This window comes from Streptomyces sp. SID13666, from assembly GCF_010548325.1.
Classification (GTDB): domain Bacteria; phylum Actinomycetota; class Actinomycetes; order Streptomycetales; family Streptomycetaceae; genus Actinacidiphila; species Actinacidiphila fildesensis.
The window spans coordinates 81,136-107,797 of sequence record NZ_JAAGLX010000027.1 but is presented as its reverse complement, the minus strand read 5'-3'; the positions used below and the strand labels follow the sequence as shown (position 1 = coordinate 107,797).

General features: G+C 69.5%; 22 protein-coding genes and 1 riboswitch. Of the genes, 10 read left to right on the top strand and 12 right to left on the bottom strand.

Annotated features, from left to right (window positions below; translation table 11 throughout):
* The first annotated feature begins 59 nt into the window (after window positions 1-59).
* Both dnaB and G3I60_RS28785 read left to right on the top strand, forming a co-directional pair.
* A complete protein-coding gene (gene dnaB, locus G3I60_RS28790) occupies window positions 60-1,556 on the top strand; it encodes a replicative DNA helicase (protein WP_343241844.1) in 1,497 nt (498 codons plus the stop codon).
* Window positions 1,557-2,004: 448 nt separating this feature from the next.
* A complete protein-coding gene (locus G3I60_RS28785) occupies window positions 2,005-4,431 on the top strand; it encodes a PKD domain-containing protein (RefSeq protein ID WP_164298575.1) in 2,427 nt (808 codons plus the stop codon).
* A 97-nt stretch (window positions 4,432-4,528) separates the two neighbouring features.
* Here the strand turns inward: G3I60_RS28785 and G3I60_RS28780 are convergent, their stop codons facing one another.
* Complete coding sequence (locus G3I60_RS28780) at window positions 4,529-5,353, bottom strand: MerR family transcriptional regulator (RefSeq protein ID WP_138351146.1); 825 nt, start codon at window positions 5,351-5,353, stop codon at window positions 4,529-4,531.
* Window positions 5,354-5,451: 98 nt separating this feature from the next.
* Here G3I60_RS28780 and G3I60_RS28775 point away from each other — a divergent pair, with 98 nt between their 5' ends.
* The 5 genes from G3I60_RS28775 (at window position 5,452) to G3I60_RS28755 (ending at window position 11,277) form a co-directional block, all read left to right on the top strand.
* A complete protein-coding gene (locus G3I60_RS28775) occupies window positions 5,452-6,849 on the top strand; it encodes a serine hydrolase (protein ID WP_164298577.1) in 1,398 nt (465 codons plus the stop codon).
* 110 nt (window positions 6,850-6,959) lie between these two features.
* On the top strand, window positions 6,960-7,709 hold the full coding sequence (locus G3I60_RS28770) for a DUF4097 family beta strand repeat-containing protein (protein ID WP_164298579.1): 750 nt from the start codon (window positions 6,960-6,962) through the stop codon (window positions 7,707-7,709).
* Window positions 7,710-7,973: 264 nt separating this feature from the next.
* Window positions 7,974-8,618, top strand: a complete 645-nt coding sequence (locus G3I60_RS28765; protein WP_164298581.1) for a haloacid dehalogenase-like hydrolase — start codon at window positions 7,974-7,976, stop codon at window positions 8,616-8,618.
* A gap of 321 nt (window positions 8,619-8,939) precedes the next feature.
* Window positions 8,940-10,457, top strand: coding sequence for a globin domain-containing protein (locus tag G3I60_RS28760; RefSeq protein ID WP_164298583.1), 1,518 nt, complete (start codon window positions 8,940-8,942; stop codon window positions 10,455-10,457).
* Window positions 10,450-11,277 carry a pyridoxamine 5'-phosphate oxidase family protein gene (locus G3I60_RS28755; RefSeq protein WP_343241845.1) on the top strand — a complete coding sequence of 276 codons (828 nt, stop codon included), beginning with the start codon at window positions 10,450-10,452 and terminating at the stop codon, window positions 11,275-11,277. The genes G3I60_RS28760 and G3I60_RS28755 overlap by 8 nt, the downstream gene beginning before the upstream one ends.
* A 39-nt stretch (window positions 11,278-11,316) precedes the next feature.
* Here G3I60_RS28755 and G3I60_RS28750 read toward each other — a convergent pair whose 3' ends face one another.
* The 4 genes from G3I60_RS28750 to G3I60_RS28735 form a co-directional block, all read right to left on the bottom strand.
* Window positions 11,317-11,829: an NUDIX domain-containing protein gene (locus G3I60_RS28750; protein WP_138351141.1), complete on the bottom strand. Its 513-nt coding sequence runs from the start codon at window positions 11,827-11,829 to the stop codon at window positions 11,317-11,319.
* A 177-nt stretch (window positions 11,830-12,006) separates the two neighbouring features.
* Complete coding sequence (locus G3I60_RS28745) at window positions 12,007-12,906, bottom strand: LysR family transcriptional regulator (protein WP_164607910.1); 900 nt, start codon at window positions 12,904-12,906, stop codon at window positions 12,007-12,009.
* A 211-nt stretch (window positions 12,907-13,117) separates the two neighbouring features.
* A complete protein-coding gene (locus G3I60_RS28740; protein WP_164298585.1) occupies window positions 13,118-14,260 on the bottom strand; it encodes a cystathionine gamma-lyase in 1,143 nt (380 codons plus the stop codon).
* 223 nt (window positions 14,261-14,483) lie between these two features.
* Complete coding sequence (locus G3I60_RS28735) at window positions 14,484-14,861, bottom strand: phage holin family protein (protein ID WP_138351139.1); 378 nt, start codon at window positions 14,859-14,861, stop codon at window positions 14,484-14,486.
* A gap of 58 nt (window positions 14,862-14,919) precedes the next feature.
* Here G3I60_RS28735 and G3I60_RS28730 point away from each other — a divergent pair, with 58 nt between their 5' ends.
* A complete protein-coding gene (locus G3I60_RS28730; RefSeq protein WP_138351138.1) occupies window positions 14,920-15,237 on the top strand; it encodes a cupin domain-containing protein in 318 nt (105 codons plus the stop codon).
* Window positions 15,238-15,380: 143 nt separating this feature from the next.
* Window positions 15,381-15,596, top strand: a complete 216-nt coding sequence (locus G3I60_RS28725; RefSeq protein ID WP_138351137.1) for a DUF5326 family protein — start codon at window positions 15,381-15,383, stop codon at window positions 15,594-15,596.
* A gap of 124 nt (window positions 15,597-15,720) precedes the next feature.
* Here the strand turns inward: G3I60_RS28725 and G3I60_RS28720 are convergent, their stop codons facing one another.
* From G3I60_RS28720 to G3I60_RS28710, 3 genes are all read right to left on the bottom strand, one after another.
* Window positions 15,721-17,214, bottom strand: a complete 1,494-nt coding sequence (locus G3I60_RS28720; RefSeq protein ID WP_187144944.1) for a flotillin family protein — start codon at window positions 17,212-17,214, stop codon at window positions 15,721-15,723.
* A 181-nt stretch (window positions 17,215-17,395) separates the two neighbouring features.
* Entirely contained in the window at window positions 17,396-17,596 is a 201-nt protein-coding gene (locus tag G3I60_RS28715) for a hypothetical protein (protein WP_138351136.1), read from the bottom strand.
* 58 nt (window positions 17,597-17,654) lie between these two features.
* Window positions 17,655-18,965 (bottom strand): YibE/F family protein, encoded by a 1,311-nt coding sequence (locus G3I60_RS28710; RefSeq protein ID WP_138351135.1) that lies wholly within the window; start codon window positions 18,963-18,965, stop codon window positions 17,655-17,657.
* A 61-nt stretch (window positions 18,966-19,026) separates the two neighbouring features.
* Window positions 19,027-19,139: riboswitch (TPP riboswitch) on the top strand.
* Here G3I60_RS28710 and thiC point away from each other — a divergent pair.
* Window positions 19,133-20,950 (top strand): phosphomethylpyrimidine synthase ThiC, encoded by a 1,818-nt coding sequence (thiC, locus tag G3I60_RS28705; protein ID WP_138351134.1) that lies wholly within the window; start codon window positions 19,133-19,135, stop codon window positions 20,948-20,950. Its footprint overlaps the riboswitch before it by 7 nt.
* A gap of 117 nt (window positions 20,951-21,067) precedes the next feature.
* Here thiC and G3I60_RS28700 read toward each other — a convergent pair whose 3' ends face one another.
* The 4 genes from G3I60_RS28700 to G3I60_RS28685 all read right to left on the bottom strand — a co-directional run bounded on the left by G3I60_RS28700 (window position 21,068) and on the right by G3I60_RS28685 (window position 26,649).
* A complete protein-coding gene (locus G3I60_RS28700) occupies window positions 21,068-22,522 on the bottom strand; it encodes an amino acid permease (protein WP_138351133.1) in 1,455 nt (484 codons plus the stop codon).
* Between the two features lie 157 nt (window positions 22,523-22,679).
* Window positions 22,680-23,636, bottom strand: a complete 957-nt coding sequence (locus G3I60_RS28695; protein ID WP_138351132.1) for a hypothetical protein — start codon at window positions 23,634-23,636, stop codon at window positions 22,680-22,682.
* A 714-nt stretch (window positions 23,637-24,350) separates the two neighbouring features.
* Complete coding sequence (locus G3I60_RS28690; RefSeq protein ID WP_306664950.1) at window positions 24,351-25,241, bottom strand: hypothetical protein; 891 nt, start codon at window positions 25,239-25,241, stop codon at window positions 24,351-24,353.
* Window positions 25,242-25,389: 148 nt separating this feature from the next.
* Window positions 25,390-26,649 (bottom strand): metallophosphoesterase, encoded by a 1,260-nt coding sequence (locus G3I60_RS28685; RefSeq protein WP_164298587.1) that lies wholly within the window; start codon window positions 26,647-26,649, stop codon window positions 25,390-25,392.
* Window positions 26,650-26,662 lie beyond the last annotated feature (13 nt).

The window sequence follows — 26,662 nt, the reverse complement described above, 5'->3', positions numbered from 1 at the left end:
CCGTGGCGTAAGAAAGAGACGCACGGTATGGCGCCAGGTCGGACGGAGGAGGTGGCGGGGTGACCCAACCCGAACCCGCGGACGACCACTGGGGGGACGAACCGCCGTTCCCCCCCGACAGCGGTCCTGGTGACCGGCTGCCGGTCACCCGCTTCCGTTCCGGACAGGGCGGCAAGCGCAACAAGAAGGACGACGGCGAGGACCGCAGCAACTGGTCCGAGGGCGGCGGCGGTTTCGAACGCGTACCGCCGCAGGACCTCGACGCCGAGCAGTCCGTCCTCGGCGGCATGCTGCTGTCCAAGGACGCCATCGCCGATGTCGTCGAGGTGCTCAAGGGCCAGGACTTCTACCGTCCGGCCCACGAGACCATCTACACCGCGATCCTCGACCTGTACGCCCGGGGCGAGCCGGCCGACCCCATCACCACCGCCGCCGAACTGGTCAAGCGCGGTGAGATCACCCGCGTCGGCGGCGCCCCGTACCTCCACACCCTGGTCAACGCGGTCCCCACCGCGGCCAACGCCGAGTACTACGCCGAGATCGTGCACGAGCGCGCCGTCCTGCGCCGCCTCGTCGAAGCCGGCACCCGCATCACCCAGATGGGATACGCGGCCGACGGCGACGTGGACGAGATCGTCAACTCCGCCCAGGCGGAGATCTACGCGGTCACCGAGCAGCGCACGTCCGAGGACTACCTCCCGCTCTCCGAGATCATGGAGGGCGCCCTCGACGAGATCGAGGCGATCGGGTCCCGCAGCGGCGGGATGTCCGGCGTTCCCACCGGGTTCACGGACCTCGACTCACTGACGAACGGCCTCCACCCGGGCCAGATGATCGTCATCGCGGCCCGCCCCGCCATGGGCAAGTCGACCCTGGCGCTGGACTTCGCCCGCGCCTGCTCGATCGGCAGCGGTATGCCCAGCGTCGTGTTCTCCCTCGAAATGGGCCGCAACGAGATCGCGATGCGCCTGCTGTCGGCGGAGGCACGGGTCGCGCTGCACCACATGCGGTCCGGCAGCATGACCGACGAGGACTGGACGCGGCTCGCCCGGCGGATGCCGGACGTGTCGGCGGCGCCCCTCTTCATCGACGATTCGCCGAACCTGTCGATGATGGAGATCCGCGCCAAGTGCCGGCGCCTCAAGCAGCGCAACGATCTGCGACTGGTCGTCATCGACTATCTGCAGCTGATGCAGTCCGGTGGATCCCGGCGTCCCGAGAGCCGTCAGCAGGAGGTCTCGGACATGTCCCGAAACCTCAAGCTGCTGGCCAAGGAGCTCGAAGTCCCCGTCATCGCGCTCTCCCAGCTGAACCGTGGCCCCGAACAGCGCACGGACAAGAAGCCGATGGTCTCCGACCTCCGTGAGTCCGGCTCCATCGAGCAGGACGCCGACATGGTCATCCTGCTGCACCGCGAGGACGCCTACGAGAAGGAGTCCCCGCGCGCGGGCGAGGCCGACCTCATCGTCGCCAAGCACCGTAACGGCCCCACCGCGACGATCACCGTTGCTTTCCAGGGCCACTATTCACGCTTTGTGGACATGGCGCAGACCTGAGTCCTGAAAAGGGTATGAGCGGGCGATAAAACGGGTGTTCTTGAGGGCATCCGGATCTGTATTCTTACCGGGTACTATCCTGAGATTTGCCTGAGAGAAACTGGGGGGGCCAGTGTCTCATCGTCGTCTTGCAACGACGGCTGCCGCACTTGCAGCCGGCGTTGCCCTTATACCGGGATTGGCTTATGCGGACAATTCACCGCATGCCGTTCCCCATAGCAGTGGACCGAGTGCCGCTGCCGCTCTGACCAGGGCAGCGTCCTCGAATTTCACCACCTTCTCCAGCCCCGCGGCGAAGCAGGTCCGGGAGCGCAGGCCGCTGGCCCGCGGAGTGCAGCCGCGGGACGAGGGCACCGGTAGGACGATTTACGCAGTATCGGCGATCTCCTGCGATGTCGATACCGGGACGGGCGCACAGGATGCCCCCTATTGCCTGATTCAGAACGCGGTGAATGCGGCGGTCCCGGGTGACACCGTCCAGATAACCGGCAGCACGGGGTATTTCTCCCAGGAGTCGGTGACGGTCAAGACCTCCGGGATCAGGATCGTCGGAATCGGCGGCCAGGCGTGGATCAACTCGTCAGGACAGCGGCCGGCCCTCGAACTGGACGGCGTCACCGATGTGACGGTCAGCAACATGATGCTGGAGTCGTACGGCACGCCCGCGGTCGTGATCAAGGGCTCGTCCAACATCAAGCTGGACGGCGACTATGTCGACCTCAACCCCAACACCCACGGGGTGGACGCTCTCACCATCGACGGCGCGTCCAGCAACGTGACCGTGAGCCGGACGTATGTCGACGCGGGCTTCTGGGGTGCCGGGCCCGCGGCCAGCGGGATTTCCGTGGCCTCCGGCGCGAGCGACATCACGCTCGCCGGCAACGTCCTGGCGGCGACCGGCATCACCGCCACCGGAGTGGCCGGCCTGGACGTCACCGGCAACACGATCCAGCGGGCGTGCGCGTCCGCCATCGACATCCAGGGCGCCTCGACCGGCGTTCACCTGGAGAACAACCTGCTGGAGGACACCAACCCGGACACGGACTACATGTTCGGCGGCTTCAAGTCGCAGTGCACGGCGGCCCAGCAGACGTGGGCGCCGGACATCACCGTCTCCGAAGGGTCGAGCGCCGGCACCACGGCCGACTACAACGCCTTCTACATCCACGGCGATGACGCGACCGCGCCCTACAGCTGGTCCGGAACGACGTACCCGACGCTCGCCGCCTTCCAGGCCGGCGCGGCCCAGGGCGCACACGACGTGATCGACACCAAGAAGGCGAACGGGGCCTATCTCAGGGCGAACAAGTCCGCCAACGTCGACATGCTCCTGGTGCCGGGTTCGGCCGCGATCAACTCCGCGGACCCGAACGCGCCCGGCCGGCTCGGCTCGGACTTCTACGGCGTGAGCCCGTACACCAGCCGGGGAGCCGTCCAGTACGTCAACCCCAACGCCCAACTCGCGGTGGCCCTGTCCGGGACGCACACGAGCGCGTACGCGATCTCGCTCAACGCGGACGTCACGACCGCGCTCGTGCCGATCACCGCCAAGGTCAGCTGGGGTGACGGGACCACGAGCAACCCGGACGTCTACGGTTCCGGGCGGGTGACCCTGCCGCACCGGTACGCGAAGCTGGGGACATACACGATCACCGTCACGGTCGCCGACAACGTCGGGAACACGGTGTCCAACACCGTCACGGCGAGGACGGCGGGTTCTGCCTACACGGCCTACGGGCCGACCCGGGTGCTCGACACCCGGACCGGTACCGGCGCGCCGAAGGCCAAGGCGAAGGCCCACGCGGTGACCAAGGTGCAGATCGGCGGCAACGGCGGCATTCCGGCCGGAGTGACCGCGGTGGTCCTGAACGTCACGGTCACCCGCGCCGACGGCTTCGGCTACATCACGGCGTACGGCGACGGTGACGCGCGGCCGAGCACCTCGAACGTCAACTTCACCGCGGGCCAGACCGTTCCGAACCTGGTGATCGTCCCGGTGGGCGCCAACGGCTACGTCGATCTGTACAACGGCGCCTCCGCCACCGTCGACCTGATCGCCGATGTCGCCGGGTACTTCACCCAGTCCGCGTCCAGCGGCTACACGCCGGTGTCGCCCGCCCGTCTCGTCGACACGCGGAACGGCACCGGGGTGGCCAAGGGACAGATCGGCGCCAACGGATCGTTCGCCGCCCAGATCGCCGGGAACAGCAAGGGCCACCTGCCGGCCTCCGGCGTCACCGCGGTCGCGCTCAACGTGACCGTGACCGGCTCCAAGGGGTCCGGCTTCCTCACCGTCTACCCGGACGGCGGGAAGACGCCGCTCGCGTCCAACATCAACTACGGCACGAACCAGACCATCGCCAACGCGGTGATCGTGCCGGTCGGTGCCGACGGCAAGATCCGGGTCTTCAACGGCAGCACCCGGTCCACCGACGTCCTCGTCGACGTCGTCGGCTACTACAGCGCCGCGAGCAAGAGCGCCTACCTGCCGGTCGATCCGGTCCGGGTGCTCGACACCCGCGCCTCGTACTGGCACAGCGGCCCGATGTACCCCGGGGGCTACATCTACACGCCCCTCGGCGCCGACGAGCCCGACATCACGGCGTTCGCGCTCAACACCACCGTGACGGACACCAAGGGGGCCGGTTTCCTGACGGTCTCCCCCGACCCGTACTCGGAGTACCAGTACGAGAGCGGCAGCGCGGGCTGGCCGACCCGGCCCGGCGTGTCCACGCTGAACTGGCTGCGCGGACAGACCGTTCCGAACCTGGTCCAGGCGAGCCCCGGCCCGTACGGCATCATCGACTTCTGGAATTCGGGCACCGGGAGCGTCAACCTCGTCATCGACGCCTTCGGGTACTACCAGAACGACTAGGACCCACCAGTAGGTGACCCAGGGCCGGGGCCCCGGGGCGGCGATCCACGCCGCTCCGGGGCCCCGGCCGTATCCCCTCGTGTCCGGTGCCGTCGGGTCAGGACTGGGCGATCGGTTCCTGGAGCTCGGTGACCCACTTGTCGTGGTCCTCCGGGCATTCGAGGTAGAGCTCGCGGGGATAGCCGGTGGAGCGGGCGCCGGTGGAGTCGATCCACCGGGCCAGGGTCTGGGCCGTCGACACGATGTCGTCCATGGAACCGTGGTGCACGACCGTGGCGGCGCTCCCGATCGCCGGCAGGTCCACGATCGTGAAGTCGTGGCCGGCCGCCGGGTCGGCGGTGACGGTCAGTCCGGCGTGGACGGTGATCGCACCGTCGCCTTCCGGGGCGTCCTCGTAGTAGGCGACCCCCGGTCCGGTGACGGCCACACCCGCGGCCTCCAGCCGGCGGCACAGCTCGTCGTAGAGCGGGCCGATGACCGGTCCGATGTGCTCGGGGCCGAACCCGATGGCGGTGCCGGTCAGCTCGGCCACCCGGACCGCTGGAATGCGCTTGACCACGACGTCGTCGGCAGCCATGCGTCCCTCACTTTCGATCGACCGGAGCCTCGCCTCGACATGCGTCAGCCGCGTGGCGGTGGCCGCCATCGCCTCCTCCAGCTCCGCCCGGCGCAGCCGCAGCATGCCGCGCAACTGCTCGGCGCTCACCTGCTCGTCCAGGATCGACCGGACCTGTTCGAGGCTGAAGCCGAGGTCCTTCAGAGCGATGACGCGATGGAGCCGGGACAGCTGGCCGGCTTCGTAGAAGCGGTAGCCGCTGGCGGGGTCGACGCGGGCGGGCCGCAGCAGCCCGATCGCGTCGTAGTGGTGCAGCATGCGGACCGATACCCGTCCGTGCTTGGCGAAGTCTCCGATGGTGAACATGACGTCTCCTAGTGCAGGCCCTCACACAGTGTCAGAGTCAAGCGCGACCGCCGGAAACCCTTGGAGCGACCGGCGCCGTTTCTGCGAGGCTGACCCGTATGTCCGAGACACCTGAAGTGCCGCCCGCCGCACCTGCGGCCGAGGAACTGCTGCCCACCACCCGTCGTGCCCTGCTGCACCGGCTCGCCCGAGGACAGGCCGAGGGCCGTACGCCGTCGATGGTGGGGGCGGTGGTGCGGGACGGGGCCACGGTCTGGACGAGTGGCCGCAGCATGATGGAGGGGCACGGCCCCGACGGGGACACCCAGTACCGGATCGGGTCGCTGACCAAGACCTTCGTGGCGGTGCTGGTGATGCGGCTGCGGGACGAGGGCTTGCTGGACCTGGCGGACCCGCTCGGTCTGCACCTGCCCGACACCGAGCCGGGCCGTGCGACGATCGCCCAACTCCTCGCGCACACCTCAGGACTGGCGGCCGAGACGCCCGGTCCGTGGTGGGAGCGCACCTCCGGCGATCTGCGCCCGGAGCTGGCCGACCTGCTCGGCGCGGAACCGATGAAGCATCCGGCCGGCCGCGTCCATCACTACTCCAACCCGGGGTTCGCCCTGCTGGGCGCGCTCGTGGAGAAGCTGCGGGGGAAGCCGTGGGGCGACGTGCTGCAGGCGGAGGTGCTGGAGCCGCTGGACATGACCCGGACGACGCTGCTGCCGCAGGCACCACACGCGGGTGGCTGGGCGGTGCATCCGTGGGCCGATGTGATGCAGCCGGAACCGCTGCACGACACGGGGCTGATGGCGCCGGCCGGCCAGCTCTGGTCCACGGCGGACGATCTGTGCCGCTGGGCCGTGTTCCTGGCCGGGGGCGACGAGCGGGTGCTGAGCGCCGCGACCGTCGCCGAGATGCGTACCCCGGCGGCGGCGCCGGCCGGGGAGGACCAGGACGCCGGCTACGGGCTGGGCATGCAGCTGCTGCGCCGTGACGGCCGGCTGCTGGCGGGACACACCGGGTCCATGCCGGGCTTCCTGGCGACGCTGTGGGTGAGCGTCGAGGACGGCGTGGGAGCACTGGTGCTGACCAACGCCACCTCCGGGCCGCGGGTCGCCTCCATCGCGGCCGACCTGCTGGCGATCGTGGCGGACAACGAGCCGCGCTTCCCCGAGCCGTGGCGCCCGCGGTCGGCGGCGGATCCAGCGCTGCTGGCCCTCACCGGCCCCTGGTACTGGGGCACCACCCCGTTCGTGCTGCGGCTGCGCGCGGAGCGCGACGTGGAGCTGACGGCACTGGACGGGCGGGGCCGTGGTGCCCGGTTCAGGGCGGAGCCGGACGGTACCTGGACCGGTCTCGACGGCTACTACGCGGGCGAGACGCTGCGCGTGGTGCATGGCGACGACGGCGAGGTGCGCCATCTCGACCTGGGGTCCTTCGTGTTTGCCCGGGAGCCGTACGACGAGGCCGCCGGGGTGCCGGGAGGTGTGGACCCGGAGGGCTGGAGGTAGTGCTAGCACCCGTACCAAGAGACCTGAAGACCGCATGGGACCGGATGGTGGCGGACCTTAGGTTGGTTGCGGAGCGTCGGACGAGGGTTCCGGCGATCGGGGAGACTGTGATGACAGCCAAGCGTTCCGCCGTACTGATCGTGTCCGCGCTCGTCCTGGGGGCCGCGCTCACGGGCTGCGACGGGGTGAGCATCCACAGCAGCCCGGAGCACAAGGCCGTCGATGACGCGAAGGCCGCGGGGCCGGTCAGTGCCGTCGAGGTGGGCACCGGAAGCGGGGATGTCCGCATCCGGCCGGGCACGGGTGACGGGGTCACCATCCACCGGACGGTGCGCTATCACGGGGACGACAAGCCGACTCCCGGGCAGAAGGTCGAGAACGGCCGGCTGACGTTCACCAACGGCTGCGACGACTGCTCGATCGACTACGAGCTGACCGTGCCCGCCGGGGTGAGCGTGAAGGTGAGCACGAGCAGTGGGGACGTGGAGGTGCAGGGGGTCGCGTCGGCGGACCTGACGACGCACTCGGGCGATATCGACGTCTCCGGGATCGCGGGGGCGCTGACCACCTCGGCGAGCTCCGGCGATCTGACCGCCACCGGACTCGGTGGAGCCGACGTCAGCGCGACCGCGTCGTCGGGCAACATCCGGCTCACGTTCGCCAAGCCGCCGCAGAAGGTCCTGACGAAGGCGTCGTCGGGCGATGTCACCGTCCAGGTGCCCGGGGGTCCGTACGCGATCGATGTCAGCACGGGTTCCGGCGACAGGACCGTGTCGGTGCCGACCGACCCGTCGGCCACCGCGCGCATCCAGGCGAAGACGGGCTCCGGCGATGTCACGGTCAGCCGAGTGGGGTCCTGAGCCGTCGCTGAGGGCGCTCCAGGGCCGATGACGTTCAGCACCCGCGGCACCTGATGATGTTCCACGGCCGCGATGTTCCACGTGGAACATCGCGGCCGCAGCCGTGGTGCGGTCCGGCGGGCGGCGGTGTCTGGGCGGCCAGGGCGGGGGCCGCCGGAGCGGCGGGTCCGCCGCACAAAACGAGTGGCCCGATCGGTCGATCCCGTCGCACGCTGGGAGTATCTCCGCGTAGGCGGGATCGGTACGAAGCAGGGAGACGCTCGCGTGGCACGGCTGCACATTTTCGACATGGACGGCACCTTGATGCACGGCTCCTCGGCGAGCCTGGAGCTGGCCAGGGAGCTGGACATGGTCGAGGAGATCCGGGAACTGGAAGGCGGCCTGATCCGGGGCACGCTGGACCCGCCGGGGTTCGCGGAACGGGTGTACGCCCTGTGGGCGACGCTGACGGAGGAGCGGCTGAAGGCCGCCTTCGAGGGTGCGCCGTGGCTGGACGGGATACGCGAGGTCTGGACGGAGATCACCGATCGCGGTGACCACTGCGCGGTGATCTCCCTGTCGCCGGACTTCTTCGTAGGGCGGCTGCGCGAGTGGGGCGTGCACGAGGCGCGCTCGTCGGTCTTCCCGCCGGTGCCCTTCGCGCCCGAGGCGGTACTCGATCTGGCGGGGATCCTGGTGCCGGAGTCGAAGGTGGGCATCGCCGATGAACTCTGCGCGCAGTACGGGGTGACGCGGGCGGACTGTGTGGCCTACGGGGACTCGCTGTCGGACGCGGCGCTGTTCGGGGTGGTGCCGACGTCGGTGGCGGTGAATGGTGACCACTATGTACGGGATCTGGCCACTCATGCCTATTCGGGTCGCGACTTGCGTGAGGCCTTTGCTCTGGTGAATCAATTCGATCGCGAATGACCGAATGAGGCCACAACTGATACCCGGCTGACGTTGTCCAAACCGAATTCCGTGACTTTGTGGGAAGGGTCACGGGATTTGGCCAACGTGCTCCGGTGAATCGGCCAACGGGGGTTGTCGAACAGCGGGTTCCGGGTATGGTCGACTGCGTTCGAGCGCCTCGGGCCGCCGCAAGCCGACGGATCCTAACCTGAATGCAGCCCCGTTTCCTGTGCTTCCGGCTATTTGTCCGATGCGCCGCCCCAGCGTGACACGCTCGCACCTCACCACGCGTGACGCACGTCGGGAAATCGACCGGGGAAGTTCGAGGCGAAGTTCACGATGGACGCTCTGACCACCAACTCGGCCGAGACGGATCCGAACCGGGGCTGGTTCACTCCGCCCGAACGGGAAACCGACTCGCATCAACGCACGGCGGACGGCGGTGAATCCGAAATACCCAGCAGATCCCCGGCCGCCATAAGACCCGTCGGCAGGGCCGCAGCCCGCAAGCAGCGGGCCCAGCAACAGGCGGACCAGCAGGAGCAGGAGCAGGCACAGGAACGGGCGCAGGAGCAGGCGGACCACCGGGCGGATCAGCCGCCGGACCGGCAGACACCCCCGTCGGCCGCGCCGATATCCGCCCCGGAACCCGCCCCGGCCCGCATCGCGGACCCCGCGCCCGCAGCGGCGCCGTCCCTCTCCACCTTTGAGGCCGCACCCGCGTCCGCGGCCTCGCCGGACGCGCTGCTGATCCGGCGGACCATGGCGGAGATCGGTCCGGTCGCCGACCGGACCACCGGCTACTTCTACGCCCTGCTGTTCATCCGGCACCCGGAACTGCGCGAGCTCTTCCCGGCGGCCATGGACGCCCAGCGCGACCGGATCCTGAAGGCCCTGCTCACCGCGGCCGAGCACATCGACAACACCGAGACCCTCGTCGAGTACCTGACCAACCTCGGCCGCGGCCACCGCAAGTACGGGACGCAGCCGGAGCACTACCCCGCCGTCGGCGAGGCCCTGATCGGGGCGCTCAGCCGGTACGCAGCGGCGGTCTGGGACCCGCTGACCGAGGCCGCCTGGGTACGCGCCTACACGGTGATCTCGCAGGTGATGATCGACGCGGCCGCCGCCGACGAGCGGCACGCGCCGCCGTGGTGGCAGGCCGAGATCGTCTCGCACGAGCCCCGCACCCAGGACATCGCCGTGGTGACCGTGCGGCCCGACCAGCCGTACCCGTTCCTGGCCGGCCAGTACACGTCGCTCGAAACCCCCTGGTGGCCGCGGGTGTGGCGGCACTACTCCTTCGCCTCGGCGCCCCGCTCGGACGGTCTGCTGTCCTTCCACGTCAAGGCGGTCCCGGCCGGCTGGGTCAGCAACGCGCTGGTGCACCGCGCGCGGCCGGGCGACGTCATCCGGCTCGGCCCGCCGGCCGGCTCCATGGTCGTCGACCACACCACGGACAGCGGACTGCTGTGCGTCGGGGGCGGTACCGGCATCGCGCCGATCAAGGCGCTGGTCGAGGACGTCGTCGAGCACGGCCGCAAGCGCTCGGTCGAGGTCTTCTACGGTGCGCGCCACGACCACGACCTGTACGACCTCGACACGATGCTCCGTATGCAGGAGGAGCACTCCTGGCTCTCCGTGCGACCGGTGGTCGCCGACACCCCGAGCAGCAGCCTGTCGGGCCCGCTGCCGGACATCGTGCGGCAGTACGGCCCCTGGGAGGCGTACGACGCCTACCTCTCGGGCCCGCCCGGGATGATCCGCAGCAGTATGGACGCGCTGGTCGGCGGGGGTATGCCCTCGCACCGCATACGGCACGACGCTCTGGAGGAACTGGTGGCGGCGGGTGACTAGCCCGGTGGAACGACCGGGCAGCGACGGCGAGCACCTGCTCCAGACGGAGCTGGGCACCGGTGTGCGCGCGGACCGGTTCTACGACGACCAGGTGCGGGACCGGCTCAATCCGCGGATGCGGGAGTTCGTCGCCCGGCAGGAGATGTTCTTCCTGTCCACGGCGGACCGGCGCGGGGAGTGCGACAGCACCTTCCGGGCCGGGCCGCCCGGTTTCGTGCGGATTCTGGACGACAGGACGCTCACGTATCCCGAGTACCGGGGCAACGGGGTCATGGCGTCGCTCGGCAACATCCGCGAGAACCCGCATGTCGGGATCCTGCTGATCGACTTCGCCCGGGACCGGATCGGGCTGCACATCAACGGCCGCGCGCTGCTGGTCCCGGACGAGCGGATGCGCGCCGAGCACCCGGACCTGCCGGAGGATCCGGTGCCCGGCCGCCGTCCGCAGATGTGGGTCGAGGTGGAGGTCGAGGAGGCCTACATCCACTGCTCGAAACACATTCCGCGGCTGGTCCCCGCGCCGCTGCAGAAAGGTTCCGGCACCGGCGGCGGGCGGTCGTGGGGCACCGACGACGTACGCCGCAAGGGCGGTGACCACTTCGGGGTGGCGGCGGAACGCAGGCCGGTACAGCCCGTGCCGGCGTCCGTGCCGGAGGCTCCTGTGCCCGTACCTGTGTCTGTGCCCGTACCCGTACCCGTGCCCGTGCCCGTGCCCGTGCCCGTGGCGCGGGTGGCGGCCGCGCCGCCCGGTCCTGCGGAGCGGCGGCGCGCCCGGCGCGGGCGGCGGCTCCGCGGCTGGTTCCTCCGGCAGGCGGGCTGACCCACCGAGGACTTCCGGGGCGCCGGTCCGCCGACCGGATCAGCCCAGGTCGGGGCCGACCAGTCCCAGTACGCCTTCGATGTTCGCGTCGAGGTAGTGCCGCAGCGTCAGCGGCACCACCTCGACGGAGGCCAGCCCGACCCGGCTGAACGGCACACGGACGACGTCGTACGTACCGCACGGATCGTCCACCTCGGGGCCGTGCCGGCGGGCCGGGTCCATCGAGGCGAGCCGGCACACGAAGAAGTACTGCACCTTCACGCCGTGGGCGCCGTTCTCCGCGATGTGCTCGACGGTGTCGACGAAGGCCGGGACGACGTCGGTGATCTTGGCTCCCAGCTCCTCGTCCACTTCACGGTGCAGGGCGTCGACGACCGAGGGGTCGTCGTCCTCCACGCCGCCGCCCGGAGTGATCCAGTACGGGGCGAGGCCGGGCTTGGTGCGCTTGATGAGGACCATGCAGTCGCCGTCGAGCAGGATCGCGCGGGCGGTGCGCTTGACCACCGGGCGGGTGGCAGGGGCTTCGGCCGGAGTTGCGTTCTCCAGGGGCATGGTTGAGATCTGCCGCGACACAAGGATCGACAAACGCACCGGGAGCAGTGAATCGGAGCATTCGATTCCCGTTGGCGCGTCACCGGCGCTCGCCGAGCGCCGTCGGCCACGTGCCGAGGCCGCTCGATCCGGCCTCGGCGGCCCTGGCAGCCTTGGCATGGCCGGTGGTCCGGCGGCCTACCAGCCCTGTGCGGCGGTCAGCAGCCGATCGTGCGCCCGCGCGAGGTGGGGCAGTGCGAGGGTGCCGACCCGGGTGGCCAGGAAGTAGGTCCGCAGCGGTGGCACGGGAGGCTCCAGCAGCAGCGTGATCTCACCGGCGGCGAGCGCGGCGGCGCACAGATAGCGGGGCAGGACGGCCAGCCCGGCGCCGTCGCGTACGCAGTCCAGGACGGCGCGCAGGTCGGGGACGACGACCGCGGGATCCCGGGTGGGCTTGGCGTCGAAGACGGCCGACCAGTACTGGGACAGCAACCGGCATTCCTCGTCGGAGGTGACGACGGGCAGGTCGTCGAGCAGCTGCGGGCCGTGGTCGCGCACTCCGTGCGGGCCGCCGGCCCGTTCCCGCCAGGCGGGCGCGGCGACCAGGGCGTACTCCTCGTCCCACAGGGGTACGGCCGTTATCAGCCGGTCGCGGGGCTGCACGTTGACGACGGCCAGGTCGTGGTGGCCGGCGGCGAGCCCGGCCAGCGCCTCGTCGTCGCCGCTGAGCGAGACCCGCAGGTGCAGCCCGTCGGTGACCAGCGGCGCCAGGGCGGGCAGGATGCGCAGCGCGGTGAACTCGGCCGGGCCCGCCAGATGCAGGCTGTGGGTGCCGGGGCCGTCGTCGTCGGGGGCCGCGGCGGTGATCTCCAGCAGCGCGTCGAGGTGCGGGGCGACCTTGTGCGCGAGCTCGTCGCCCACGGTGGTGGGGGCGACGCCGCGGGGCAGCCGCAGGAAGAGCGGGCGGCCGACCTGCCGCTCCAGCGTGCGTATCTGGCCGGTGACGGCGGGCTGGGACAGGCCCAGGAGCTGGGCGGCCCGGGTGAAGGAACCGGCCCGGTGCACGGTGACGAAGGTACGCAGGAGGGCCAGATCCACCATGGTCTCCTCACAGACAGAACCTGACGCATCGTCAAGTATAAATTTATCGATAGGTCGTACCAGGTACTGTGATTGGACACTGACGCAGAGTCAACTAGCCTTGTTCGAGCGCGTCTTCGCGCGTTGCGCCAGGGCGGTTCGAGCCACGAGGGGGGAGGCTCGAACCGCCCATTCTGCGTAGGGCTCCCTGCATATATGCGTAGGGGCCCTACTTTGCGGCGTCCAGGGCGCGGGTGACATCGGCGACGATGTCACCCGCGTCCTCCACGCCCACCGAGAAGCGGATGAAGCCGGGCGGAACCGCGTCGCCGCCCCAGCGGGCCCGGCGCTCGGCCGTGCACTGGACGCTGCCGAAGCTCGTCGCCTCGATGGTGATCCGGAGCGCGGAGAGGAAGCGCTCGGCGTGCTCCTTGTCGGGCAGCGTGAAGGAGACGACGCTGCCGAAACGGCGCATCTGGCGGGCGGCGAGTGCGTGCGCCGGGTCGGTGGACAGGCCGGGGTGGCGCAGCCCGGTCACCTCCGGGCGGTCGGCGAGCGCCGTGGCCAGCTCCAGGGCGTTGGCGGCCTGCCGGTCCACGCGCAGCGAGAGGGTGGCCAGCGAACGGTGTGCGAGCCAGGCCTCCATCGGGCCGGGGATCGCACCGACGGTTGCGCGCCACATCCGGGTCTGTTCGGCGAGCTCGGGATCGCGGGTGGTCACGTAGCCGAGCAGCAGGTCGCCGTGGCCGGTCAGGGCCTTGGTGCCGCTGGCGACCGAGAAGTCGGCGCCGAGGTCGAGCGGGCGCTGGCCGAGCGGGGTGGCCAGGCTGTTGTCGACGGCGACCAGGGCGCCCGCCGCGTGCGCGGCGTCGGCGAGCCGGCGGATGTCACAGACGTCCAGGACGGGGTTGGACGGGGTCTCCAGCCACAGCAGGCGCGCGCCGTCCAGCAGGGCCCGCTGCGCGTCGTCGCGGGTCGGTGCGAGGCGCACGGTGACTCCGTACGACTCCAGCCGCTGTTGGAGGGCCCGGGTCGTCTGGTAGCAGTCGGAGGGCAGGACGACGGTGTCGCCCGCGCGCATCTGCGACAGGAGCACGGCGGAGACCGCGGCCATCCCCGAGGCGAAGACGGTCGTCCTGGCGGTCGGGTCGGCGGGGGACTCCAGCTCGGAGATCGCGTCTTCGAGCAGGGTCCAGGTCGGGTTCTGCTCCCGGCCGTAGGTGTACGGGCCGGTCGCGTCGCCGGGCAGGTGGAAGTGCGAGACGAAGGTGGGGCCGGGGAGGGAGGGCTCGTACGGCTGGGCGGGCGGGCGTCCGGCGTGGACGCTGCGGGTACTTTCACCGCTGCCGCTCGGGCTGTCGTACTCGGCCATCGCTGCCTCCTGGGACCTGGGGGTCGCACCTGATGCGCGTGTGCGCGCGGGTTCAGTCAACCCGATCCCGGGTCGGTGCCCGGGCCCTCCGGGGTGGGGGTCCGAAATCGTATATTTACGTGCCTGGCGGCCCACAAATACACGGCAGCATTTCGGACCCCCACCCATACGGTCCCGGTCACCTCCGGCGCTCGTAACGGCATCGGGCCGTCCTCCTCGGTGCTCAGTCCTCGTCCGGCAGGAGCATGTTGAGGGCCCAGGACACGATGCTGATGATCAGGCCGCCGATCAGCGCCGCCCAGAAGCCCTCGACGTGGAAGTCGAGGCTGAGCTTTCCGGCGAGCCAGGAGGTGAGCAGCAGCATCAGGGCGTTCACGACCAGCGTGATGAGGCCCAGGGTGAGGATGAACAGGGGGAAGGACAGGAGTTTGACGACCGGCTTGACCAGCCAGTTCACCAGTCCGAAGACCACGGCGACCAGGATGACGGTGAGGACCTTGTGCCAGGTGTCGTCACCGGTGAGGGTGATGTCCTTGACCAGCCAGATGGCCACACCGAGGGCTCCGGCGTTGGCGAGTGTCTTGACGACGAAATTCTTCATGGTGTGATCGTGGCAGAACTGATCGCCCGGGCAAGAGATGCGACGAGGGAGAGCTGCGATGAAGGTGTTCCGGCTGGACGATCTGGAGGCGGAGCGGGCCGCCAACAACGGGGCTTATCTCAGCTTTCTGCGCGAACGGAACATGTCGGCGGGGCTGTACGCGCTCCAGGCCGGGGAGCTCGATCCGCAGACCCCGCACCAGCAGGACGAGATCTATCTGGTGGTGAGCGGCCGGGCGGCGATCACCGTGGGGGAGGAGACGACCACGGTGGCCCGGGGCAGCGTCGTCTATGTGCCGGCCGGGGTGCCGCACCGCTTCCACCACGTGACGGAGGACCTGCGGGTCATGGTCGTCTTCTCGCCGCCGGAGGCCTGAACCCCGGCGACTGAGGGTCGGACCCTGGGGTTCCGTAGGGGAACGGTCAGGGAAGGATCGGGTCTCCGACCCCTCCGCCGGCCCCCTTGTCGGCTCTAGAGTCGAAGCACGGGGACAACGAAGGAATCTGGAGGGAAACAGTCATGGAAGAGCTGGTCAAGGGTCTGCCCTGGTGGATCAAGTGGGTTGCGATCCCGGTGATCGCTCTCGTCGTCTTCGGCGGCTTGATCATGAGCCTGGTCGGCTTCGTCATCGGGCTGCTGTTCAAGGTGCTGGTCTTCGCGGCGCTGGTCGGCGGGCTGATCTTCCTGGTGAAGAAGTTCACCTCGGGATCCTCGTCCTCGCATCGTGACTGGTAATCCCCCGGGGGGCCGGAACCCGTACATCCCGTCCGCAGGCGGCACCCGCCGCGCCGGGCGACCGGGCGGGGGCGGCGCGGCGCGATGACGCGCCCCGCCCCCGCCCTCACACGTGCTTCGCGGATCAGACCTGGTCGTCGTCCTGCAGCGGTATCAGATGGCTGCGGGGCGTCGATCCGTTGGGGGACGCCGGCGGCGGCACGGTGCCGGCGCCGTTCTCCGTGCCCATCGACGCGAGCAGCTGGCGGGCCAGTCCGAGCCCGGTGCCGCCCATGGTGAGTGCCTTCGCGAACATGTCGGACATGCCGTCCGCACCGTTGAGCAGCACCATGTGCTCCACGTTGCCGAACGCCGAGGCGCCCGCCTTCACGATCTCCGGCCAGTTCTCGGCCAGCTGCTGAGCGACCACGGCCTCCTGGTTGGTGGCCAGTGCCTCCGCGCGCGCCTGGATCGACGCGGCCTCGGCCAGGCCCTTGGCCTTCGCCGCCTCGGCCTCCGCGAGCCCGCGGGCCTGCGTCGCCGCCGCCTCGGCCTCACCGGTCGCCCGGGTGGCCGCCGCCTGGGCCAGCCCGCTGACCTTCGTCATCTCGGCCTGCGCGGCCGCGGCTATCTTGACCCGGTTGGCTTCGGCGATGGCAGCCAGCTCGGTCTCCTTCGCCTTGGCCTGTGCCGCGGAGATGCGCACATCGCGTTCGGCCTCGGCCAGCGTCCGCTTCTCGTACGCCTTCGCGTCCGCCGGCTTTCTGACGTCGACCTGGAGCTGCTGCTCGCGCCGCTGCGCCTCCAGCTCCGCGACGCGCGTCTCCTGGACCACGACCTCCTGCTTGGCCGCGGCCTCCGACAGCGGTCCTGCCTGCCGTGACGTCGCGGCCGCCTTGTCCCGTTCGGCCTGGTAGCCGGCCTGCAGGATCTCGCTGTCCCGGGTCGCCTCGGACATCCGGGCGGCGGCCTTCTGCTCCGCCTCGGTGGCCAGCCGGTCCGCCTCGGCCTGGGCGATCCGCGCGTCCCGGTGGACGGCCGCGGCGTGCGGCGCGGCCAGGTTCTTGATGTACCCGGTCGGGTCCTCGATCTCGTGGATCTGCAGCGAGTCGATGATCAGGCCGAGCTTCTCCATCTCCGAGCCGGAGGCGGCCCGGGTCTGCCCGGTGAGCTTCTCGCGGTCACGGATCATGTCCTCGACCGTCAACCCGCCGACGATCGACCGAAGATGACCGGCGAAGACGTTGTGCACCCGGTCGCCCATGAACTTCTGCTGGTCCAGGAAACGGCGGGCGGCGTTGGCTATGGACACGAAGTCGTCGCCGACCTTGAAGATGACGACTCCGCGCACCTTCAGCGGAATGCCCTGCTGCGTCACACAGTCCACCAGCAGCTCGGTCTCGTTGAGATCGAGCGAGAGCTTGCGCACGGCCTGGACACCGGGGACCACGAACGTCCCGCGCCCCGTGACGATACGGAATCCCAGGCCCTCCTCGATGCCCTCGGTCCGGTGCCGGGAACCGGAGATGACAAGCGCCTCGTTGGGCTCCGCGACCCGCCACATCAGCTTGAACAGCCCGATCACGATGATGATTGCGGCGAGAACGAGTCCCGCCACGACGCCGATGATCATCGGCATACCCCCCCTCACAGCGGCCCCCATGCGGGGCCTGACGATCGCGAGTGTGCTCCCGCGCAAGGCCGTGGTGAACACCCTGACGGAACCTTGGCGCAGTCTTGATACGAAGCCCGCTCGGCCGAAGCCGGAAGCTCACATCAGCTGCCGCCGGAAGCTCACCCGGCCGAGGTCTGAAGCCCGCTCAGCCGAAGGCCGCGGCCACGTAGACCGTCCGCGGAGCCTGGTATTCCACGACCACGATCTGCGTCCCGGTCTCTATCCGCTCGCCCGGTGTGACCGGATACGCCAGGAACGCCTCGGCGCCGCCCCGTACTTGGACGATCACCTCGCCGACCAGCCCCGGGCCGATCCGCCCCGTCACCCTGCCCTGCAGCCCGATCATCCCGGCCATCGTCCCCCCGTTCACCGCCGCCACCCGCCCCCGCGGGTGCGGCCTGCCGCTACTTCCCCCGGCGCCGGTGACCGCCGCCGGTCCTCGCGGGGAGAGTGTCCCCCGCCTTCGGTCCGCCCGTCCTCGTATTGTGCCGGTCGGCACTGACAACGAGCGCCGCCAGCAGCGTCGTCAGGGGAACCGACGCGACCAGGCCGATGCTGCCGACCAGCGTCCGGACGATCTCCTCCGCCACCAGTTCGCTGCTGGCGACCCGCAGCACCCCGCTGCGCGCCACCGAGAACAGCAGCAGGAGCGGCAGCGCCGCACCCGCGTACGCCATCACCAGGGTGTTCACCACCGACGCGATGTGGTCCCGGCCGATCCGCATGCCGGAGCCGTAGAGCTTGCGCCAACTCGCGCCGGGGTCGGCGTCCTTGAGCTCCCACACCGCCGAGGTCTGGGTGACCGTCACATCGTCCAGGACGCCCAGCGAGCCGATGATGATGCCGGCCAGCAGCAGGCCCTTGATCTCGATGCCCGGGTAGAGGGTGTGGACCAGCCCGGTCTCGTCCGAGGTGTTGCCCGTCAGATGCGCCCAGGAGATGAAGACCGAGCCGAGGATCCCGATCAGGAAGAGCGAGCACAGCGTGCCGATCACCGCCACTGACGTGCGGGCGTTGAGCCCGTGGCACATGTAGAGCGCGATCAGCATGATCGCGCTGCCGCCGATCACCGCCACCAGCAGTGGATCGTGGCCGTGCAGGATCGCCGGGAGGATGAAGAGCGTCAGGATCGCGAAGCTGATGACCAGCGCGATCAGTGCCATCAGACCGCGCAGCCGGCCGACGGCGATCACCGCGAGCGCGAAGATCACGGCCAGCAGTGCGAGCGGGAAGCCGCGGTCGACATCCGTCACCGCGTACTGCAGCTCCTTCGGAGCGTCGGGTGCGTACGCCACCACCACGCCCTGGCCCGCCGTGTAGCGGCGGGTCTGGTCGGGATGCACGATCTCGGTGAACGTCCGGCCCTTGTCCTTGCCCGTGGTGACCTCGATGGTCGCCTTCTCGCAGCGTTCCGGCGCGGAGGCGGCGGCGCCGGGCGTGGACTGTGCCGGTGACTGTGTGTTCGCCTCGGCGCAGGCGACGTCGTCGATCCTGGTGACCCGCGCCTGCTGGGTCTGCTGGTCGAAACCGACCCCGGTGCGTGCGTGCGGGGGCGCCCCACCCGGCCACAGCACGATCAGCCCGGCGAGCACCGCCGCGGTGAAGGGCACCAGAACCACCGCGATGACCTTGCGGAGATGCTTGGAGACCGGCGGCACCGGACCGTGACCGTGGGTGTGCGAGTGCGCGTGGGGCGACGCCTGGGGAGTGTCCACGGACCGATCATCGCAAGACCCCCTGGTGTGCGTTCGTCCGCACCCGCTACCGTGGGGGCACCTTTGCAATCGCGGGAGCTCGGAGCACCGGGCTGAGAGGGCGCTGAAGAACTGCGCCGACCGCTGAACCTGTTACCGGGTAATGCCGGCGTAGGGAGTTGGGTCTCATGACCACGCAGGATGCACGCATGCCTGTCTCCGTTCAGCCCGTTTCGACGGATAAGCCCGTTTCGGCGGAGCCGTCCGTCGCTCCGGAGAAGCGCGAGCCCGGCTGGCACAAGGGCTACCTGACCGGCACCAGGCCGGACATCCAGGTCCCCGTGCGCCAGGTGCACCTCACCACCGGCCGTGACGTGACGCTGTACGACACGTCGGGGCCGTACACCGATCCGAACGTCACCACCGACGTCCGCCGCGGCCTGGCGCCGCTGCGGGAGAACTGGATCATCGGCCGCGGCGACACCGAGGAGTACTCGGGCCGCCCGGTCCGCCCCGAGGACGACGGGATCAAGCACACCTCCCCCCGCGGCGGTCTGCGGAACCTCGACGCGGTCTTCCCCGGCCGCCCCCGGATTCCCCGCAGGGGCCGGGACGGCCAGGCGGTGACGCAGCTCGCGTACGCCCGCCGCGGCGACATCACCCCGGAGATGGAGTACATCGCGATCCGCGAGAATGTCTCCCCCGAGGTGGTGCGCGAGGAGATCGCGGCCGGCCGGGCCGTCATGCCGATGAACGTGAACCACCCCGAGATCGAGCCGATGATCATCGGCAAGCGGTTCCTGGTGAAGGTCAACGCCAACATCGGCAACTCCGCGGTCACGTCCTCCATCGAGGAGGAGGTGGACAAGATGACCTGGGCCACCAAGTGGGGCGCCGACACGGTCATGGACCTGTCCACCGGCCGCAACATCCACACCACCCGTGAATGGGTGCTGCGCAACTCCCCCGTGCCGATCGGCACCGTCCCCCTCTACCAGGCACTGGAGAAGGTCGACGGCAAGGCCGAGGAGCTCACCTGGGAGGTCTACAAGGACACCGTCATCGAGCAGGCCGAGCAGGGCGTCGACTACATGACGGTCCACGCCGGCGTGCTGCTGCGGTACGTCCCGATGACCGCCCGCCGCAAGACCGGCATCGTCTCGCGCGGCGGCTCGATCATGGCGGCCTGGTGCCTCGCGCACCACAAGGAGTCGTTCCTCTACGAGAACTTCGAGGAGCTCTGCGACATCCTCGCCTCCTACGACGTCACGTACTCGCTCGGCGACGGCCTGCGCCCCGGCTCCATCGCGGACGCCAACGACGAGGCGCAGTTCGCGGAGCTGCGGACGCTGGGCGAGCTGAACACCATCGCCAAGCGGCACAACGTGCAGACCATGATCGAGGGCCCCGGGCACGTCCCGATGCACAAGATCAAGGAGAACATCGACCTCCAGCAGGAGATCTGCGAGGAGGCGCCGTTCTACACGCTCGGCCCGCTCACCACCGATGTCGCGCCCGCCTACGACCACATCACCTCGGGCATCGGCGCCGCGATGATCGCCTGGTGGGGCACCGCGATGCTCTGCTACGTCACGCCCAAGGAGCACCTGGGCCTGCCCAACCGCGACGACGTCAAGACCGGTGTCATCACGTACAAGATCGCGGCCCACGCGGCGGACCTGGCCAAGGGCCACCCGGGGGCGCAGGACTGGGACGACGCCCTGTCCGACGCCCGCTTCGAGTTCCGCTGGGAGGACCAGTTCAACCTCGCCATGGACCCGGACACCGCGCGTGACTTCCACGACGAGACGCTGCCGGCGGACGGCGCCAAGACCGCGCACTTCTGCTCCATGTGCGGTCCCAAGTTCTGCTCGATGAAGATCAGTCAGGACATCCGCAAGGAGCACGGCGGGGACCTGCTGCTGGACCCGGAGGCCGGGATGCGGCAGAAGTCCGAGGAGTTCGCGGCGAGCGGCAACCGGGTCTACCTGCCGCTGGCGGACTGACGACGGCCCGCTGACCACCGCACATGCGTGAGGTCCCGGTGGGAATCCCACCGGGACCTCTGCGGTGCACCGACGTCGGGTCGTGCGCGTCAATCGGGTCGATCGGGTACCGCCGGGTCAGATCAGGTCCATGGCGGCCACTTCGTCGGGACGGCCGTAGCTGACCGGTCCCTGGAAGCGCTTCCGCGCGGTGGCGAACCACCAGACGGTGGCGATGAGCAGCACCACACCCAGGGCGATCGGGGCGTAGTTGAACGAGGTCGTGGTGATCGGGGAGACCTGGGGCAGCATGAACAGCACGCTGCTGAGGACGATCCAGGTCACGGCGACCGATCCGACGACCTTGCCGTAGCGCCCGAGGTTCCAGGGGCCGGACTCGAACTCGTCGCCCAGGCGCAGCCGCAGGAAGATGGGCACGCCGTAGGCGAGGAACAGCCCGACGACATTGACGCTCACAATGGCGGTGAAGGCGGTGTGGGACCACCAGCCGGGCAGTACCAGAACGATGGAGCAGGCCGCCGCGAGCCATACCGCCTTGACGGGCGTACGGGTGCGCGGGGACACGGAATGCCACCAACGCGAACCGGGCATCGCACCGTCACGGGAGAACGCGAAGATCTGCCGGGTATTGCTGGTCATGTTGGCCAGACCGCAGAACAGCATGGCGCCGATGACGATCAGCAGCAGCAGCTTGGCGGTGCCCATGCCGAGCGCGTCGATGAGAATCTGCACGGGCGGTGCGGCGGAGCTCGCCTCGGCGGCGTAATCACGAATCGCGTACACCAGGGCGAGCATGAGAATCAGGCCGATGCCGGCGGAGTAGGCGATCGACCGCATGATGCCCTTGGGCGCGTTGACCGTTGCCTGCACGGTCTCTTCCGACATGTGGAAACTGCCGTCGAAGCCCGTGAAGGTCCAGCTCGTGACGAGCAGACCGAGCATCGCGCCGTAAATCCCGTTGGAGAAGCCGGTGTTGTTCTCGAAATGCGTCACGAAGGAAACCGACTGGTGGTGGTCGGGTATGACGGTCAGACAGACGACGATCACGACCATGCCGATGAACAGCCACCACACGGATATGCGGTTCAGCAGGGCGATCAGCTGCACCGTGTAGGTGTTGGCGAGCGCCTGCAGCAGCAGGATCACCGCCGTGATGCCCACGGTGCGCTGCGCCGTCACCTCGTAGTCGGTCCACTGCATCGCGATGAAGGCCTGGATGAACGTGGCGGCGGCGTAGCCGGTGGCGGCCGTCCCGCCCACCTGGCCGACGAAGTTCAGCCAGCCGGTGTACCAGGACCAGGCGCCGCGGTGCCGCTTGGCGAGCTTGCCCGCGGAGAAGTACAGCGCGCCGCTGGTCGGATAGGCGGAGGCGATCTCTCCCATCGAGGCGCCGACGAACAGCACCATGATGGACACGCCTATCCAGCCGAATATGAGAATCCGCGGACCGCCGGCCGCCATGCCGAAACCGAACGAGGAGAAGATACCGGCGATGATGTTGATGATGGTGAAAGAGATCGCGAAGTTGTCAAACGCGCGAAATCGCCGGGTAAGTTTCCGCGGATAGCCCATGGCATGCAGCGTCGCGTCGTCGTCGAGGGCGGCGACGGGCGCTGGAGGACGAAGGGTTTTCGAGTGTGAAAGAGATCTGTGCTCGGTCACAACCGCAGCCTTTCTGAGACATGGAGGACGGGAGGACTTCGTCGTGCGATGTGGAGCGGAATAGGGATCAGGCGGCACTCGGAATCGGCAGTCCGCACAGCTTTCTGGCCCTGGTCAGTTGTTCCTCGGGCGCTCCGAACGCACTCCAGGGCATACGGGACGCATAGGGTCCTGACGCTGTGAGCACTTCCCGCGCCTCGAATTCGAGCTTCGCCATGACCAGGGCATGGGCCAGATAGGCCAGGTCGAGCACCGGGGTGAACCGGTACTTGGCCGTCTCGGGAAACCAATGGGTGTAGATCCCCATCGTGGTCGCTTTCCACTGGGGCTGTTCCCACGTGCGGTCCGCCAGCAGTGCGGAGGGGTCGTAGTCCTCGACCAGCGCCACCAGCGGCAGCAGCCGCAGCGGCGAGGAGGTCGGTGCCCGGTGGCTCAGGAACGAGGCGACGTCCCATCGCGCGCTCGCCGAGCCGCCGTTGCGGGTGAAGAAGAAGGCCAGGAACCGGTGGTGCGCCTCACGGTGCCAGGGGTCGAGCCGGAGGATGTGGGCGAAGAGGTACCAGGGACCGGTCGGCTCGGTCAGCAGTCCGCGCGGCGCGGGATCGCGGGGTCGCTGGAGCCGGGTGAGCGCCAGTTGGGTCACCCAGGGAGTCGGGTCGGTCGGCAGCATCTCCGAGGCCCGTTCGCACGCGCCCTGCGCTATGCGGACCAGCGCGCCCTCGCGGAGATCGCCGGCGTCGGCCATCCGTAACGCCCGGAGCATCGCCACCCGCGCCCACAGCAGCGCGGACTCGGCGCTGGGTTCCTCGGCCAGCCAGCGTTCGGCCAGGTCGGAATCCGCCGCCTCGGAGGCCAGTACGAGGGACCGGTGGGCCCGCACTTCGAAATCCCCGCGGGTCTCCTTCAGGATCTCGCTGGCGCTGAGGTACCGCCCGGCCTTCACATCCATGCACGCTCGGGCCAACTGACGATCATCGGCCGCCGGATGCCACACGTACTGCCCCTCGAACGAGCCAGCAGTCACTATCCCCCTCCAGATCCTGCAGACGACACCACCCGCACCCGCACATTCCGGTCATGCTGAATTCAGCCAGACCCTCTGAATTCAGCCAGGCACCTTCCGTAGATCCATCGGCAGCGGGTCACACCCTACTCATCATCAACTCGTATCGAAACCAGTCGTCCGGAGCAACTCGTTCCACGCCAATTGCCGTCTGCGGCAATGCAGTCGGGCCCGATCCACGCGGTTCGACTCCGGCCGTCCGGGTTGTCGAGCAGTGTGCGCCGAAGTATGCACCTGGCATATGCGCGGGCAGGTGGGAACGTCCCGTCGGCACTCTCCGGATCGAATACCACGGGAGCGATGGCGCGCCGCTGACCTGCGGTTCTGCGGGAAGTCCTGTTGGGAGCGCGCCCATTCGAAACACTCTCGAAGGCGAAGTTGTCCACGGATTGGACTTTGTGGGCCGGCGGCGGCATTGCGTTAACGTTTCAACCAGTTGGGCGTGGAGCCGCAGCTTTCTCGCGCGGCTTCAGGTCCCTTCCGCTGTCCGCGTAGTCGGGGACGCCGCCCGGGCCCGGTGCCTGACGCGCTCGACACCGGGGTGAGACGGGCTACGCCGTACCGCCTCCGGCGCGCACCGTAGGTGCGTTCATGCGTCACATGGGGGCGGATGGCATCAAATTCGCACTATAGGTGCGGACTTCCGCATTCCGCCCATACTCACAACCGGGTGCGCTATCTCGAACCCTCGTCCGGGCCCGTGAAGTCGGGGCTCGAAAAGTCCGGACTGGAGAAATCGGGGCTGGAGAATCGATGGCCCGGTCCTGGGGATTCCTCGGGGCCGGGACTGGTGAAGTCCGGGCGGGAATAGCCGAGTCGGGGCATTCGTGAGGGCTGGCTGCCGTTGGAGCGCGGAGGCTCGAAGTCCGGATGCGGCGCCAGGGCGGCGTTCGTTCTGGCCTCGGCGAGGAAGGGCAGGACGCCGCGGTCGCGCAGGGCGCGCCGCCACGCCTCGCGGGCGGCGGCGACCTCGGGCGGCAGCGAGTCGGAGTCGTCGTCATGGATGGCGCTCGCGCTGTCGCGCAGGGCGGTGAGGAGCAGGCCGACCATCCCGACCAGGATCCCGCACCCGGTGACGCCCGCGAAGAGCCAGCCGGCGGTGCGCAGCGGTGCGGCGATGGCGGGTTCCGGCGTCATCGCGTGCAGGACGTAGCCGATCAGCAGGAAGATCAGCGCGGCGGTGCCCGCCAGGAGGGGCGTCAGCACGGCGACCACCGCGAACAGCCCGGCGCCGGAGCCCGCGGAGTCGGCCACGCCCATGGCGGCGTAGCTGAACGCCCGGTTGTCCGCGGCCGTCACGGGCTCCGTCCGGCGGATGACCGCGGACTCCTCGAGGGCCTCGCGGATCTGCTCGCGAACCTTCAGGTACTGCTGGTACTCCGGTGCGGCGCAGGCGGAGATGACCTCCGCGGCGCTCAGCGCCATGGTGCGCAGCTGTTCGCTGTTGAGCACGCCTTCGTGCCCGCCGTGCTCGTCGTGCCCGGTGTCCGCGGAGTGCAGTGCGTCGTCGAGGACTCGTTCGAAGTCCGGGCGGTCTTCGTTGAGCAGGTGTGGAGCGCTGTTCATGTGCATCCCCCGATGCTCCGTCTCCGGACCTCCCCGCTGAATGTGGAGCCGGTCGGCCGGTGAAGCGGAGGAGAGCGTGCCTTACGGATATAGCGATGGTAGAGCGCGGGATGAGGGGGTGACAGAGTGCTTCCCGGAAATCTGCCGATCAGGAAAGGGGTGGGAGTTCGGCAACGAGCAGTCGGCCGTCCATGGTTACGCCACCGTCCATTGCCAATGCCAAGTTCTCGGCATATGCCATCGGGCCATTGACGACCGGGGTGCGTTCCTCCCCGTCCGCGGTGTATTCGCCGCCGACCTCGCCGAGCAGGTACGGGATGGGGCTGTGGCCGTGGACGACCTGGTGGCCGCCGTAGGTGTCGAGGAGTTCCCGGGCGGCCTGCGGGCCGTTGTCGCCGCGGAAGGCGAAGCGCTTGGTGAGCTTGCGGAACAGGTCCCAGCACTCGTCCGCGTCGCCGCGCTGGAGGATGCCGGTGACGGCGTCGTTCATCGCGTCGATGGTGGTGCCGTAGTCGAGGTACGCCGTGGTGTCGGAGTGCAGCAGCAGATGACCGTCGGTCAGGTGCGCCGCGTCGAGCCGGGACATCCACGTCAGATGGCGGTCCTCCAGCCGGTCCATGTCGGAGGGCTGGCCTCCGTTGAGCCGCCAGGCGGCGAGGAACGACGCGGTGCCACCGGTGGAATTGACGGGGGTGTCGCCGAAGCGGTGGGCGCCGAGCAGCAGCAGCTCATGGTTGCCCATGATGGCCTTGGCGTAGCCGCCCGCGGCGGCCGCCTCGGCGGAGAGCTGCATGACGAGCTCGATGACGCCGATGCCGTCCGGACCGCGGTCGGTGAAGTCACCGAGGAACCACAGCCGGGCGGTGCCCGCCGACCAGTGGCCTTCGGCGTCGATGAGGCCCTGGGCGTGGAGCGCCGTACGCAGCTCGTCGATGTACCCGTGGACGTCGCCGACGACGTAGAGCGGACCGGGCTGGTCCGCGTCGACGGGAGCTATCACCGGGAGGTCGTGCGCGGTGGGGGTGTAGTCCTCCGGCACCAGACGGGTGTCGAGCTGGGTCGCCTCGTACCCGGCCGGGGGCGCGGCGGCCGGCACCTGGACCGGGGCCGCCGGCGCGGCGAAGGACGCGGGCGCACCTGCCGGCCCGTCCGCACCGATCGCGGCACCGGTACCGGGCGCACCGGTACCGGGCGCACCGAGAACGCCTGGTGTGCCTGGCAAGACGGGAGCACCGGAAGCGTCGGCGAACCCGTACGACCCGTTGCCGGGCGCGGCTGCCTGACCGGTCTGCCGACCGCCTTCCGGTCCGGCCTCCGGACCCGCGTCCGGACCTGCCGGACGCCAGCTCACCATCGCCTTGAGCACGGGCCCGTGACCTGCCCCCTGTGTCATCGACCCCTCCACCATCGCGCCGCCATCC